A 13,161-nucleotide genomic window follows, 5' to 3' on the forward strand; every position below is an offset into this window, starting at 1 on the left:
CATCGTGCGAGTTTTCGTCACCGGCGGAACCGGCCACACCGGTTCCCACCTCGTTCCCGAGCTCATCGCCGCCGGGCACGAGGTCACCGCCCTGGCCCGCTCGGACCGGGCCGCGGCCACGTTGTCCGCGCTCGGCGCGACGGTGCGTCGCGGCGACCTCGAGGACCTCGACGGGCTCAAGGAGGCCGCCGCGGACTCCGACGGCGTCATCCACGTCGCGCACCGGCAGGACCTGCTCCCCACCGGCGGAATCGCCGCCGTGGCCGCCGCCGAAGTCCCGATCATGCTCGCCTACGGCGAAGCGCTCGCGGGAACCGGCAAGCCCCTGGTCGCGGCCGGGAGCATCGGCTCGCCGGGGAACCTGGGCCGGCCGGCCACCGAGCGGGACCCGGCCCTGCCCGGCGGCGAAGAGCACGCGGGCACCCTGCGGGCTCGCAACGTCGTGGAGACCACCGTCATCGGCCTGGCCGAGCACGGCGTGCGGTCGTCGATCGTGCGCATCGCCAACATCGCCCACAGCACGACCGACCAAGCCGGCTTCCTCCGGCGGCTGATCGCGCTGGCGAAGGAAAAAGGCGTCGCCGGCTACCCCGGGGACGGCACCAACCAGTGGAACGCCGTGCACGCCCGCGATGCCGCCACCGTGTTCCGCTTGGCTTGGGAAAAGGGCCCGGCCGGCAGTTACTGGCACGCGGTGGCGGACGGCGCCATCCCGTTCCGCGACATCGCCGAGGCCATCGGCGGCCGGCTCGGCCTGCCGGTCGTGAGCATCCCCGACGACGTCCTGATGGTGCCGGGCCACTTCGGGTTCCTCGCCAACATCGTCACGCAGAGCTACCCGGCGTCGAACCTCATCACCCGCGAGACCCTCGGCTGGGAACCCGCGCAGCCCGGCCTGCTCGCCGGTCTGGACAACGGCCACTACTTCCCGGCGAGCCGGGGATAGGAAGCGCACCGGACAGGTTTGCGGCCAATCCTTGACCGGCGTGACCCACGTCACGTAACTTCCCGGCTGTCTTGAATCGTTTCAAGTCTTCCGGGGAGAGGTCGCGATGGCCGAGAACGATCCGATGCTCCATCCGATCGGCGGTGGGTTCGAACTGTCCCGGCGGCGGGTGCTCGCGCTCGCCTCCGCGGCGGCCATCGCCGGGACGGCCGGCGGGTGGCCGTTCGCTTACGCCGAGTCGGATACCGCCGCGTCCGGCGCCGCCGATCCGGCGCGGCGGTTCGCGGACCCGCGCCCGGATTCGCGGCCCACCGTGCTGTGGTTCTGGAACGGCGCCGTCACCACCGCCCTCGTGGCCGCCGGGCTGGCGGACCTGCGGGACAAGGGCGTCCACGAGGTGCTGGTGTTCCCGTTCGACACGGCGGCGCTGCGGCCGGCGTTCTTCACCGAGGACTGGTTCGCGCTCATCGAGTTCACCCTGCGCGAGGCCCAGCGGCACGGGATGCACCTGTGGCTGTTCAACGACGACTACTTCCCGAGCGGCCGCGCCGGCGGGCTCGTCGTCGACGGCGGGAAGGTCGGCGACCGGGTCTACCGGCCGCGGCCGGACCTGCGGCTCAAGGGCGTGGGGCACCAGGTGCTGACCGTCGCGGGCGGGGCTCCGGTGCCTCTGGTGAGCCGGGGGCTCTCGGTGTCCGGCGGGCGGCTGCTGGTCGACGCCGGCGCCCGCGACGGCGTGACGCTGCTGCGCGAGGGCACGCAGTGGCAGGACTACGACGTCGTGGCGAAGGTCCGGGTCGAAAGCGCCACGGCCGGGCTCATGGTGCGCAGCGCCGACGAGGGCAACGGCGTCCTCGCCGACCTGCGCGCCGACGGCGCCGTGGACGTCTGGCAGCAGACCGGCGGCGCGTTCAGCCTGGTCCGCGGCGGTACCCCGGTTGCCGGGTTCGACCCGGCGGCCGACCACGAGCTGGTGGTGGGCGTCCGCGGAACGACGCTGACGGTGTCGCTGGACGGTGCCGCGCAGGCCCCGGCCGAACTGCGGTACGGCACCGGCCGCGTCGGCGTGCGCGCGGTGGCGAGCCAGCGGTCGTCGTGGGACAGCCTGAGCGTGCGCGCTCCGGATGGCCGGGTGCGGTACGCGGAGACGTTCGACGACGTGGCCGCGCTCGACGCCTTCGACCTGCCCGCGACCGGTGTCCCGCTGGTCGCTGCGGCCGCCCGGCCGGAGTCCTCGGCCGATCCCGGCTCGCTGGTGGACCTCACCGAGCAGGCCCGCGCGGGCGGCACGTGGACACCGCCCGCCGGGACCTGGCGGCTGGACCTGTTCACCGTCCGCCCGCTGAGCACCCCCACCGGCACCGGCCGCGCCTACCTCGACCTGCTCGACGACGAGGCGGTGCGGCTGTTCGTCGACGCCGTACCGGGGGAGTACCTGCGGCGGTTCCCGTGGGCGGCGGGCTCGGTCCTGCGCGGCTTCGCCGACGACGAGCCCTACCTCGCCTCGGCCGACGGGCCGTTCGACACCGTGCCCTGGTCGTCCACATTGGACGCGGAGCTGTGCCGGGCCGGGGTGGCACCGGGGATCGCGTTGACCGCCGTGCACGACGACCTCGGCCCGGACGGCCTGCGCCTGCGCGGGATCTTCTGGCGGGCGGTCAGCGACCGGTTTGCCGCCGCGTACTACCGGACCCAGGGGCAGTGGATGGCCGCGCACGGCCTGCGGCTGATCTCCAACCCGCTGTGGGACGAATACGGGCCGGGGGAGCAGCTGCGCAGCTCCGGCAACCTGAACACCGCCAACCAGTGGGCGCAGGTGCCGGGCACCGACCTGATCTTCGACCACTACCAGCGCGGCTACCACCGCACGCTGTCGCGGTGGCCGGCCAGCACCGCCCACCAGTTCGGGCTGGAGCGGGTTTACCTGGAGGCGATGGGCGGCACCGGCTGGCCGGTGACGCCCGCCTTGGTCCGCGAGGTGATCGGCGCGTTCGCCGTGCGCGGGGTCAACCACACGCTGCTGCACGCGCGGTTCAGCGACGAGAACCAGATCGTGTACCCGCCGCCGTTCCAGCCGGTCAACCCGTGGTGGGCGGTGTCGGCGCCGCTGAACGACTGGATCGGCCGGCTGATGGAAGCGTGCCGGCTGCCGGCCAGGGCCCGCACCGCGCTGCTCCAGCCGCAACGCGCGGCCGAGTCCACCCAGGGCACTCCGGCGATGGCCGAGCTGGACACCGCCTTCCTCACCGCGGCGCACGCGCTGGAGGACGTCCAGGTCGATTTCGACTTCCTCGACGAAGGCGCGCTCGACGCGGACCCCGCCCTGGTCACGCACGCGCGGCCGGCCGGGCCGCGGCTGGTCGTCGGGCAGCAGGCGTACGGGATCGTGGTGGTGCCCCGGACGCCGATCCTCGCGCTCGGGGCGGTGCGGACGCTGATCCGGTTCGCCCGCGGCGGGGGCACGGTGGTCGTCGTCGGCGAGCCGGGCCGCGAGGCCGGGGGAGACGACGCCGGCCTGCGCGGCGCGCTGGCCGAGCTGTTCTCCGTCCGCTCGGTGGTCCGGGCGGCCGATCCGGTGGCGGCCGCGATCGCCGCCGCCGGGGCGGGCGGTGCGGCGGCGGTGCTGGAGCCACGGCACGAAGACGTCCGCGTTCTGCGGCTCGAAGGCGAGGGCCGGGCCACGTTCGTCGTGCTCAACGAGCGCGCCGACGTCGTGGCGCTGACCGCGACGTTCCCGGCGGCCGGGGTGCCCGAGGTGTGGGACCCCGACACCGGAACCGTGACGCCGGTGGGCGTGTGGCGGCGGGTGCGCCCCGGGAGTACCGCGGTGGAGCTGTGGCTCGAGCCGAAAGCGACGCTGCTCGTGGTGTTCCGCGCGGGGCGGGAACCCGCGCACGCCGTGTCCGCGTCGGCGCCGGTCGAACGCGTGCGCATCGACCCCCGCGCCGCGACCGCCACGGTGCGGGTGACCGGGCCCGGCGAGGTCACGGTCACCGCGGTCGACGGCGGGCGTTCCTACACCGGCACGGCGGCGGTTTCCGACCCGCTCGCGGTGGTTCCGCTCGGCGGCGACTGGGCGTTCCACTTCGATCGGGAGGGCGCGCCGGTGGTCACGCGCGCGCTCGGGTCCTGGACGGACCTGGACCCGGCGTATTCCGGATCTGCTTGGTACGAAACGGAATTCCTCCTGGACGCCGCGGTCCTGTCCGGCCGGTCGTGGAGCCTCGACCTCGGGGAGGTCCACGAAGTCGCCGAGGTCGAAGTCAACGGGCGGAACGCCGGGTCCCGGCTCTGGCCGCCGTACCGGGCCGACGTGACGGCGGCGGTGCGGCCCGGCCGGAACCGGGTGCGGGTGCGCGTCACCAACACCGGCGCGAACGCGCGCGGGCAGGCGCTCGCCTCCGGTCTGCTCGGCCCCGTCACGCTGCGGCCGCACCGCCTCGTCGAGGTCCCGCTGGCCCGCTCGGCGTGGGGCTCTTGAAGATCAGGCGGCGGTGGTCGTCAGGGAGGCGATGGCGTCGTCGATCTCCAGGTCGATCAGCCGCTGGACCTCGATGGTGCGGTTGTCGAAGATCCCGGTGAGCTCGAGGCTGACGATGCCGTGGATGCGGGTCCAGATCCGGATGGCGGCGGTGGCCGCGCGGGGCGTGGCGTCCGGCCGCTCCTGGGCGCGGGCCCAGTGCCGCAGTTGCTCGTCGAGGACGCGGTCACCGGTCTTGCCGTCGGCCGGGGCCGTGTCCTGGATGGCGGCCAGCAGGTCGATGAGCAGGGCCATCGCCTGGTCCAGCGGGGTCGGTGCGGCCGGCTTTCCGGGGGCGTCGCCGGCGCGTTCGGCGAAGAGCATCCCGTAGCGGCGGCGGTGGCGCAGGGCCCAGTCGCGGTAGGCGGCGACCAGGAGCCGGACCCGCGCGCGCGGCGCCCGCCGGCTGCCCTCGACCGCTTCCCGCATCGCCGTGGCGAGCTGCTGGTAGGACGAGGTGACCAGGTGGGCGATCAGCGCGTCCCGGGACGCGAAGTAGCGGTAGACCGCGGGTGCGGACATCGCCATGCTGCGGGCCAGGGCCGCGATCGTCAGCGCGTGCACGCCGTCGGTGTCGATGATCGCGAACGAGGTGTCCTCGATCTCCTGGAACGTCTGGGCGCGCAGGCGTTCGCGTCGGCTCATCGCCGGCGGCTCGTTGGTCATCGTCGCATCGTAATGGACCGTAGCGGTGCCGACGGGAAGGTCGCTCCGCTACGGGTCGTCACGGTGTGGCGGCGGCCCAGTGCGTTCAGCATCGCGTCGATTTCGGTCTGGTAGAGCAGCGCGGTGTCGACGCCGGTGGCGGCCAGGTGCCGGCCGAGCTCGAGGCTGATCAGGCCGTGCAGCCTGCTCCACCAGATCAGCCCGAAGTGCCGCACCGCGGCCGGGATCCCGTGCCGGCCCCGCAGCTGCCTGTCCAGCGCGGGCGGGAGCGCGACGGGGGGTGGCTCGCCGGCTTCGGCCACGACGCTCAGGAACACGGTCATGCACCGCTGCGCGGCGGCCGCGATGCGGTCGGCGGCGTGCTCGCGGGCGGAGCCGTAGGCGGTTTCGTACGCCAGGTGGTAGGCGTGCGGCCGGGCCAGTGCCCAGTCGCGGTAGGCGTGGGCGACCGCGGCGACCCGGGCGGCGACGGAGGCCGTCCGGGCGGCGGCTTCGAGCGCGTCGGCGAGCGCGAGGTGGACATCGACCGCCAGGTCGGCCAGCAGTTCGTCGCGGCAGGCGAAGTAGCGGTACAGCGCCGGTGCGGACATCGCCATGCTCCGCGCGATCGCGGTGAGCGACACCGTCTCCGCGCCGCCCTCGCCCAGCTGGGCCATGGCGGCGGCCCTGATCTCCGCCATGGTCTGGCGCCGGTATCGCTCGCGCCGGGTGGGCTCCGGTCCGGCCATCGTGGACACCTCGTTCCGCGCTATAGGTTGACGCAGTATGACACATCGGTGCATAGTTACGACCATTAACGGAGCGACGAGGAGTCGCACTAATTCGAGGAGCCGGCCATGGCCGAGACGAGCATCCCCACCGTGACCGCGACCGAAGTGGTGCTGCCGGGCAAGGTCGAACCGTCCGGGCTGCGGCTGGTCCGGCGCTCGTTGCCGGCGCCGGCGGCCGGCCAGGCCCTGGTGCGCGTCGAAGCGACCGCCGTGTCCTTCGCCGAGAGCGCGATGCGCCGGGGCCGCTACTACGGCCAGCCCGCGTTCCCGTTCGTGCCCGGCTACGACCTCGTCGGGGTCGTCGAGTCGGTCGGCCCGGACGTGGACCGCGCGCTGGTCGGCCGGCGGTTCGCCGCACTGACCAAGACCGGCGCCTGGGCCACGGCCGTTCTGCTGCCGGCCGCCGATCTGGTCGAGGTGCCCGAGGGCGTGAGCGCGGAGGAAGCGGAGACGCTGACGGTCAACGGGTTGACGGCGTACGAGATGCTCCACCACGTGGCCAAGGTGCGCGCCGGGCAGACCGTGCTCGTGCTGGGCGTCGCCGGCGGGGTCGGGACCCTGCTGGCCCAGCTCGCCCGCCACGCGGGTGCCCGGGTGATCGGCACGGCGAGCCCGCGGCACCACGAGGCGCTGCGCGCACTGGGCGTCGAGCCGGTCGACTACCGGGATCCCGACGTCTCCGCCCGGGTCCGCGAACTCGCCCCCAGCGGGGTGGACGCCGTGTTCGACCACCTCGGCGGGGCGGGCATCTCCCGCTCCTACCGCTTGCTCAACAAGACCGGAACCCTGATCTGCTACAGCATCGCGAGCAAGCTCGACGACCGGACTCCGGTGTTGCTCAGCTTCCTGAACGTGCTGACGAAGCTGGCGTTCTGGAACCACCTGCCCACCGGCAAGCACGCGAGCTTCTTCGACGTGTGGTCGGGCGCGGGCAAACCGGATTCGGCCAAGCGCGAGGCGTTCCGCACGCGGATCCGCACCGACCTCACCCACGTCTTCGGGCTTCTGCGCGAGGGGGTGCTCACGGCGAAGATCGCCGCCCGCTACCCGCTGGCCGAGGTGGCGGCGGCCGTGGAACTCTCCGAATCCTCCGCGCGAACCGCCCTCGGGAAGATCGTGCTGGTGCCGTAAGCGCTTCCCGCGGTCGCGGGAGGAACGCCTTTTTCGTTATTCTCCAAGGAGTCCGGCACCATGAAGATCACCATCACCGGCGCGTCCGGTCTCATCGGCGGCAAGCTCGCCGCCCACCTCCGTGACCGCGGCGACGAGGTGACCGTGCTCTCCCGCTCCGCGGGCACCGACCGCGCGACGTGGCAGTGGGACCCGCTCACCGGACCCGCCCCGCTCGGCGCGCTCGCCGGCCGGGACGCCGTGGTGCACCTGGCCGGCGAACCCCTCGGTCAGCGCCTGACCGAGGAGGTCAAGGACCGCGTCCGCCGCTCGCGCGTGACCGGCACCCGCAACCTCGTCGAAGGCCTGCGGGCCACCCCCGAAGCGGACCGGCCGCGGGTCCTCGTCTCCAGCTCCGGCGTGGCCTACTACGGTCCGCGCGGCGACGAGGAGATCACCGAGGACGCCGAGCCGGGCGCCACGTTCCTGGCCGGGGTTTCCCACGCATGGGAGGACGAAGCAGCCAGGGCGGCCGAGTTCGGTGTCCGGGTGGTGCGGATGCGCACCGGCGTCGTTCTCGACGCTGCGGGCGGCACGCTGAAATCGCTGCTGGCGACCTACCGGATCGGGCTGGGCGGCCCGATCGCGGGCGGTGCGTTCGTGGTGCCGTGGATCCACCTCGACGACATCGTCGGCCTGTACGTCAAGGCGCTCGACGACCCGTCGTGGCGCGGCGCCTACAACGGCACCGCCCCCGAACCGGTCACCCAGCGGGAGTTCTCGAAGGCGCTGGGCCGGGCGCTGCACCGCCCCGCCGTCCTGCCGACACCCGCCTTCGCGCTCCGGATGGCGCTCGGCGAGATGGCGGACATGGTCACCACCGGCCAGCGCGCGGTGCCCCGCCGCGCCCTCGAGGGCGGCTATCGCTACACGCACCCCCAGCTGGACGCGGCGCTGATCGCCGCGTTGCGCTGATCCCGGCCTTCCGAACTCGCGCGGGGCTTGACGAGAAGAGGAAGTCCATAGTGTCCGGTCGACCTCATCGGGGGCTTCCCACCTCAGCTTCGCGGGCGCGGGCAGCCGCTGCTCGGCCCGGCGCAGGCGCTTGCCCATCCGCCGACGTGGAAGCCGCGGGCTCGATGATGGTGCGGTTCGAGGCGGCCGAACCGCCGATGCGGCTGCCGATCACCGGCCGGCCGTCCGCGAACCCGGTGTGCCACGCTGGGCAGGACCGCCGCTGACCCGGCAGAGAGAGGACTCCGATGCACCGGCTGACCGTGCTCTACCCGCCGCCCGTCGACGAAGCCCACTTCCGCGACCACTACGTCGGCACCCACCTGCCGCTGGCGGCGAAGCTTCCCGGCCTCGTGCAGTCCCAGTACTCCTTCGAAGTAGCCTCGCTCGGCGGGGAGCGCAAGTACTTCGCGGTCTTCCACGCCGACTTCGAGTCCGCCGAGGCCATGGCCGGGGCGCTCGGCTCGGAGGCGGGCAAGGCCGTCGCCGCCGATGTGGCGAACTACGCCACCGGCGGGGTGGAGATGATCCACTACCCGCTCAGCTGAGCCGGGCCGGGCATCCCCCAGAAGGAGCAGCGCGAACACACGTACGGCCGGGATGGCGGTACGAATCCCCCGGAACGGCATGTAATCGTTCGATCACCCGTCCTGCCGCTTCCCCCGGGAGGAGACCCGATGCCCGCACGCCCGCCGACGTCCGAACAACGGGCCGCGGTCGACGCGTTCCGCGCCGGTGACCACCTGGTGTTGCAGGCCGGCGCGGGCACCGGGAAGACGACCACGCTGACGATGCTGGGCTCGAGCACCCGCCGCCGCGGCCGGTACCTGGCGTTCAACAAGGCCATCGCGACCGAGGCCCGCCGCCTGTTTGGTCCGAACGTGGCGTGCTCGACCGCGCACAGCCTCGCGTTCAAGGCGGTCGGGCACCGCTACCAGGACCGGCTCAACCACCCGCGGATGGCCACCGCGAAACTCGCGCAGTCGCTGGGCATCACCATGGAAGTGACGATCGGCGAGCGGAAGCTGACCAAGGCCGCGCTGTGCTACGCCGCCCAGCGCACGGTGATCCTCTACTGCTACTCCGCCGACGAGACCCTCGACCGGCAGCACGTGCCCTGGCTCAAGGGCATCGGCGAGGAACACCTGCACGACCAGCTCACGCAGCTGGTGCTGCCCTACGCCCAGCGGATGTGGGCGGACCTGCAGAACCCCGAGCGCGGGCGGGTGCCGTTCAAGCACGACCACTACCTGAAGATGTGGGCCCTGACCCGGCCGCGGCTCTACGGCGACTTCTTCCTGCTGGACGAGGCGCAGGACACCAACCCGGTCGTCGAGCAGGTGTTCCTCGCCCAGGGCGAGCACGCCCAGCTGGTCATGGTGGGGGACTCCGCGCAGGCCATCTACGGCTGGCGCGGCGCCCGCGACGTCATGACCGGCTTCTCGGGGCGCTCATTGGCGTTGTCGCACTCGTTCCGGTTCGGGGACGGCGTGGCCGCGGAAGCGAACCGGTGGCTGGCCATCGCCGGCGCGCCGATCCGCCTCACCGGCTCTCCCGTGGTGGCCAGCCGGGTGGAAACCGTCGAGCAGCCGGACGCCATCCTGTGCCGCACCAACGGCGGCGCGATGGCCGAAATCCTCACCTTGCTCGGCAAGGGCCGCCGGGTCGCGCTCGCCGGCCGCGCCGCGGTTCTCCAGAGCCTGGCCGAAGCCGCGCGCGACCTGCAGGCCGGCCGCCGGACCACCCACCCCGAGCTGCTGCTGTTCGCCTCCTGGGGCGAAGTCCAGGACTACGCGGAGTGGGACCCGGACGGCCGCGACCTGCTGTCCTTCGTGGAGGTCATCGACGAACACGGCGCGGACGTCGTGCTGCACACCCTTTCCCGGCTGGCCGCCGAAACCCACGCCGAAGTCGTGGTGTCGACCGCGCACGCCGCGAAAGGCCGCGAATGGCCGAGCGTCCGCATCGCCGACGACTTCCCCGAGCCGGTCGACCCGGAGAACACCGACCTCAACGGGGAGCCGATCCCGGGCAAGATCGAGCCGAGCGAAGCCCGGCTCGCCTACGTCGCCGTCACGCGTGCCCGGAACCGCCTCGACCTCGGCGGCCTGGCCTGGATCAACCGGCATCCCGACGGCAACCCGGGCCCGGAGCAACTCGGCCGGGCAGCCAGCTGACGCCGTCAGCCCGGGCCGCGCCCGGTGTGGTGGGATCCGGACGTGAGCCGAGCCGCCGAGGAGAGCAACCGTCGTCTGCTGCGTGCCCGCGACACCATGGACCGGGACTACGCGAAGCCGCTGGACCTGCCGGCGCTGGCTCGCGTCGCGCACGTCTCGGCGGTGCACTTCAGCCGGACCTTCCGCGCCACCTTCGGGGAAACCCCGCACCGCTACCTGCAACGCCGGCGGGTGGAGCGCGCCATGTTCCTGCTGCGCGCGAGCGACCGGAGCGTCACCGACATCTGCGTGGAGGTCGGCTTCACCAGCCTGGGGACGTTCAGCCGGACGTTCCGGGACATCGTCGGCGAGTCGCCGACGGCCTACCGGTGCCGTGGCCCGCTGGCGGCCGTGCCGACCTGCTTCGCGATGGCGTGGATGCGGCCGCGGAGCTGACCGGGACGATCGTTTCGGATAAGCGTCCCGGTGCGGCCCTGCACTACCGTCGCCCCATGCTCAACGCAATCAAGATTTCGCAGATCTTCGTGCTCGACCAGGACGAGGCACTCGACTTCTACGTCGGCAAGCTCGGCCTGGAGGTCCACACCGACGCCGACCTGGGGTTCATGCGGTGGCTGACGATCAACGTGCCCGGTCAGCCGGACCGGGAGATCCTGCTGGAGAAGCCCGGGCCGCCCCGGATGGACGAGGCGACGGCGAACCAGGTCCGCGACCTGCTGACGAAGGGTGCGATGGGCGGCTCGCTGTTCTTCACCAGCGACGACTGCCGCAAGACCTACGAGACGCTGTCGGCCAAGGGCGTCGAGTTCACCGAGGAGCCGACCGAGCGGCCCTACGGGATCGACTGCGGCTTGCGTGACCCGTTCGGCAACAGCATCCGGTTCAGCCAGCCGCTGTCGGGCTCCTGAAAACGCGGGTCAGGGCAGCCGGCGCACGGCCGCGTCGACGCAGTCTTCGGGGCTGCTGCCGAAGGCGATCGCCGCGGCCGGTGCGTGCCGGCGGACCAGGTTGACCACCCGCTCGAAGAGCTCGGCCAAGGGCTCGTGGGTGCGGATGCCGCCACCGATCACGACGCAGGCGTAGGTCTGGCCGGTCAACGCCTTTTCGACGGCCTCTTCGGGGCGCTCGCCGGGGGAGACCAGGCAGTAGTCGGCCGCGATGCCGCGATCGTCGAAGCGGGCTCGCCCGCGGGCGTTCGCGGCCTGGACCGGCTCGGGGTCCCAGCCGTCGAGCTTGGCGGGGTCGAGACCGATCACCAGCACTCGTGTCATCGCCGGGACGATACGCCGCCCGAGGCCGCCGAACGCGGGGTCGACCCGGGTGTGACAGGGGGAGTGGTGGCCGGTGCGGTTCGCGGCGAGGCTCTGGTCTGAACCCGACCGCCAACCTGGGCCACCGATGCTCGGGGCCGTGGCCCTCTGTGTCCGTGACTTGCCTTCAGTCTGCCGCCAGGGACACGAGTGCACCAGGGTCATCGGCCCCGGCCTGTCGCGCGTTCGGGTGACGATGGGGCGATCCGGGGACCTGGTCTGCCGAACAGCCGGTGACATTCTGTAACAAGTCCGGTGGCTTCTGCGTCTGTCAGGGGTGCGGTGTTCACGCCGTGCTCGCGGGAAGGTGGTCGCTGATGAGCTTGTTCTGGATCGGGCGTGTGCTGCCGGTGTGGGTGAGTGGCCGGGCCGGTACCGCGCCGCTGACGATCGCCGCGGTGGGTGCGTTGCTGCTCGCGTGGTCGCAGTCGGCGGGCGCCGGATGGGTGATGACCTCGGTGCTCGCGGTGGCCGGGGCCGCTGCCGCGCTGGGACGCGCCCGCCGCCGCGTCGAAGTGATCTTGCGGGAGGAGCTCGACGCCCGGTAGCGCCCGGTGCCCGATCAGTCCCTGGTGGCCGAGGCCAGGGTGGTCACGGGCGGATCAGCACCTTCAGCGCTTCACGGTCGGCCATGGCCTGGTACCCGCCGGGGACGTCGTCGAGCGCGACGGTGCGGTCGAAGACCTTGCCCGGCTCGATCCGGCCGTCGAGGATGTCCGGCAGCAGGTCCTCGATGTAGGCGCGAGCCGGGGCCACCCCGCCGGTGAGGGTGATGTTGCGCAGGAACACCCGGATGCCCGCCGGGACGTCCGGGTACTGCGGGGCGCCGACGCGGCTGACGGTGCCGCCGTCGCGCACGACGCCGAACGCCGTCTCGATCGCCGGTTTGAGGCCGACGCATTCGAGGACGGTGTGGGTGCCGTCGCCGCCGGTGAGCTCCCGGACGCGTTCGATGCCTTCGTCGCCGCGTTCGGCGACGACGTCGGTGGCGCCGAACTCCCGGCCGAGGCCGGTGCGAGAAGCGTGGCGGCCCATCAGGATGATCCGCTCGGCGCCCAGGCGCCGGGCGGCGAGCACGGCGGACAGCCCGACCGCGCCGTCGCCGATCACCGTCACGGTCGTGCGCGGGCCGACCCCGGCGGTGACGGCGCAGTGGTGGCCGGTCGGGAAGACGTCGGACAGGCTCAGCAACGACGGCAGCAGCGCCGAGTCCTCGCCCACGGGCAGCTTGACCAGCGTCCCGGCGGCCTGCGGGACGCGGACGGCTTCGCCTTGCCCGCCGTCGACGTCCGCCGAGCCCCACTGGCCGCCGTGGCGGCAGGAGGTCTGCAGGCCTTCGCGGCAGAAGTCGCAGGTGTTGTCGGCCCACACGAACGGCGCGACCACGACGTCGCCGGGCGCGAGGCCGGTGACGTCGGCGCCGACGTCCTCCACGACGCCGAGGAACTCGTGGCCGATCCGGTCGCCGTGGTCCTGGGCCGGCTTGGCGCCGTAGGGCCACAGGTCGCTGCCGCAGATGCAGGAGCGCAGCACCCGCACGATCGCGTCGGTCGGCTCGTGCAGCCGGGGGTCCGGCACGGTCTCGACGCGCACGTCGCCGGCACCGTAGATCAACGTCGCCTTCATCGGCTCACTCTCGTCGTGGGTG

13 protein-coding genes are annotated in these 13,161 nt (G+C 72.9%); 9 read left to right on the top strand and 4 right to left on the bottom strand.

The features are described from left to right. Window positions 1–4: 4 nt before the first annotated feature. Together AB0M30_RS39530 and AB0M30_RS39535 are read left to right on the top strand one after the other, a co-directional pair. The gene (locus AB0M30_RS39530) at window positions 5–946 is read left to right on the top strand and encodes an SDR family oxidoreductase (RefSeq protein ID WP_364595273.1); all 942 of its coding nucleotides are present in this window, start codon (window positions 5–7) and stop codon (window positions 944–946) included. Window positions 947–1,052: 106 nt separating this feature from the next. Then, the gene (locus AB0M30_RS39535; protein WP_364595276.1) at window positions 1,053–4,427 is read left to right on the top strand and encodes a glycosylhydrolase-like jelly roll fold domain-containing protein; all 3,375 of its coding nucleotides are present in this window, start codon (window positions 1,053–1,055) and stop codon (window positions 4,425–4,427) included. A gap of 3 nt (window positions 4,428–4,430) precedes the next feature. Here AB0M30_RS39535 and AB0M30_RS39540 read toward each other — a convergent pair whose 3' ends face one another. Both AB0M30_RS39540 and AB0M30_RS39545 read right to left on the bottom strand, forming a co-directional pair. Then, window positions 4,431–5,132 (bottom strand): TetR/AcrR family transcriptional regulator, encoded by a 702-nt coding sequence (locus tag AB0M30_RS39540; protein WP_364595279.1) that lies wholly within the window; start codon window positions 5,130–5,132, stop codon window positions 4,431–4,433. After that, entirely contained in the window at window positions 5,129–5,860 is a 732-nt protein-coding gene (locus tag AB0M30_RS39545) for a TetR/AcrR family transcriptional regulator (RefSeq protein ID WP_364595282.1), read from the bottom strand. The genes AB0M30_RS39540 and AB0M30_RS39545 overlap by 4 nt, the downstream gene beginning before the upstream one ends. Window positions 5,861–5,968: 108 nt before the next feature. Here AB0M30_RS39545 and AB0M30_RS39550 point away from each other — a divergent pair, with 108 nt between their 5' ends. The 6 genes from AB0M30_RS39550 (at window position 5,969) to AB0M30_RS39575 (ending at window position 11,111) form a co-directional block, all read left to right on the top strand. Then, window positions 5,969–7,033 (top strand): medium chain dehydrogenase/reductase family protein, encoded by a 1,065-nt coding sequence (locus tag AB0M30_RS39550; protein WP_364595285.1) that lies wholly within the window; start codon window positions 5,969–5,971, stop codon window positions 7,031–7,033. 60 nt (window positions 7,034–7,093) lie between these two features. Further along, the gene (locus AB0M30_RS39555) at window positions 7,094–7,987 is read left to right on the top strand and encodes a TIGR01777 family oxidoreductase (protein WP_364595287.1); all 894 of its coding nucleotides are present in this window, start codon (window positions 7,094–7,096) and stop codon (window positions 7,985–7,987) included. Window positions 7,988–8,274: 287 nt separating this feature from the next. Continuing rightward, a complete protein-coding gene (locus tag AB0M30_RS39560) occupies window positions 8,275–8,574 on the top strand; it encodes an EthD family reductase (RefSeq protein ID WP_364595290.1) in 300 nt (99 codons plus the stop codon). A gap of 129 nt (window positions 8,575–8,703) precedes the next feature. Further along, the gene (locus AB0M30_RS39565; protein WP_364595293.1) at window positions 8,704–10,203 is read left to right on the top strand and encodes a UvrD-helicase domain-containing protein; all 1,500 of its coding nucleotides are present in this window, start codon (window positions 8,704–8,706) and stop codon (window positions 10,201–10,203) included. 96 nt (window positions 10,204–10,299) lie between these two features. Beyond that, window positions 10,300–10,638 (top strand): helix-turn-helix transcriptional regulator, encoded by a 339-nt coding sequence (locus AB0M30_RS39570; RefSeq protein ID WP_364595412.1) that lies wholly within the window; start codon window positions 10,300–10,302, stop codon window positions 10,636–10,638. Window positions 10,639–10,694: 56 nt separating this feature from the next. Continuing rightward, window positions 10,695–11,111, top strand: a complete 417-nt coding sequence (locus AB0M30_RS39575; protein WP_364595295.1) for a VOC family protein — start codon at window positions 10,695–10,697, stop codon at window positions 11,109–11,111. Window positions 11,112–11,120: 9 nt separating this feature from the next. Here AB0M30_RS39575 and AB0M30_RS39580 read toward each other — a convergent pair whose 3' ends face one another. Beyond that, a complete protein-coding gene (locus AB0M30_RS39580) occupies window positions 11,121–11,474 on the bottom strand; it encodes a hypothetical protein (protein ID WP_364595298.1) in 354 nt (117 codons plus the stop codon). A gap of 356 nt (window positions 11,475–11,830) precedes the next feature. Here AB0M30_RS39580 and AB0M30_RS39585 point away from each other — a divergent pair, with 356 nt between their 5' ends. Continuing rightward, entirely contained in the window at window positions 11,831–12,061 is a 231-nt protein-coding gene (locus AB0M30_RS39585; protein WP_364595301.1) for a hypothetical protein, read from the top strand. A 43-nt stretch (window positions 12,062–12,104) separates the two neighbouring features. Here AB0M30_RS39585 and AB0M30_RS39590 read toward each other — a convergent pair whose 3' ends face one another. Then, on the bottom strand, window positions 12,105–13,139 hold the full coding sequence (locus tag AB0M30_RS39590) for an alcohol dehydrogenase catalytic domain-containing protein (protein WP_364595304.1): 1,035 nt from the start codon (window positions 13,137–13,139) through the stop codon (window positions 12,105–12,107). Window positions 13,140–13,161: the final 22 nt, after the last annotated feature.

Origin of the sequence: Amycolatopsis sp. NPDC051716, from assembly GCF_040681595.1 — a bacterium.
Classification (GTDB): domain Bacteria; phylum Actinomycetota; class Actinomycetes; order Mycobacteriales; family Pseudonocardiaceae; genus Amycolatopsis.

Coding starts and splice junctions, on each gene's coding strand:
- AB0M30_RS39535 (WP_364595276.1), top strand. CDS start 1,053: ATGGCCGAGAACGATCCGATGCTCCATCCGATCGGCGGTGGGTTCGAA.
- AB0M30_RS39540 (WP_364595279.1), bottom strand. CDS start 5,132: ATGACCAACGAGCCGCCGGCGATGAGCCGACGCGAACGCCTGCGCGCC.
- AB0M30_RS39545 (WP_364595282.1), bottom strand. CDS start 5,860: ATGGCCGGACCGGAGCCCACCCGGCGCGAGCGATACCGGCGCCAGACC.
- AB0M30_RS39550 (WP_364595285.1), top strand. CDS start 5,969: ATGGCCGAGACGAGCATCCCCACCGTGACCGCGACCGAAGTGGTGCTG.
- AB0M30_RS39555 (WP_364595287.1), top strand. CDS start 7,094: ATGAAGATCACCATCACCGGCGCGTCCGGTCTCATCGGCGGCAAGCTC.
- AB0M30_RS39560 (WP_364595290.1), top strand. CDS start 8,275: ATGCACCGGCTGACCGTGCTCTACCCGCCGCCCGTCGACGAAGCCCAC.
- AB0M30_RS39565 (WP_364595293.1), top strand. CDS start 8,704: ATGCCCGCACGCCCGCCGACGTCCGAACAACGGGCCGCGGTCGACGCG.
- AB0M30_RS39570 (WP_364595412.1), top strand. CDS start 10,300: ATGGACCGGGACTACGCGAAGCCGCTGGACCTGCCGGCGCTGGCTCGC.
- AB0M30_RS39575 (WP_364595295.1), top strand. CDS start 10,695: ATGCTCAACGCAATCAAGATTTCGCAGATCTTCGTGCTCGACCAGGAC.
- AB0M30_RS39580 (WP_364595298.1), bottom strand. CDS start 11,474: ATGACACGAGTGCTGGTGATCGGTCTCGACCCCGCCAAGCTCGACGGC.
- AB0M30_RS39585 (WP_364595301.1), top strand. CDS start 11,831: ATGAGCTTGTTCTGGATCGGGCGTGTGCTGCCGGTGTGGGTGAGTGGC.
- AB0M30_RS39590 (WP_364595304.1), bottom strand. CDS start 13,139: ATGAAGGCGACGTTGATCTACGGTGCCGGCGACGTGCGCGTCGAGACC.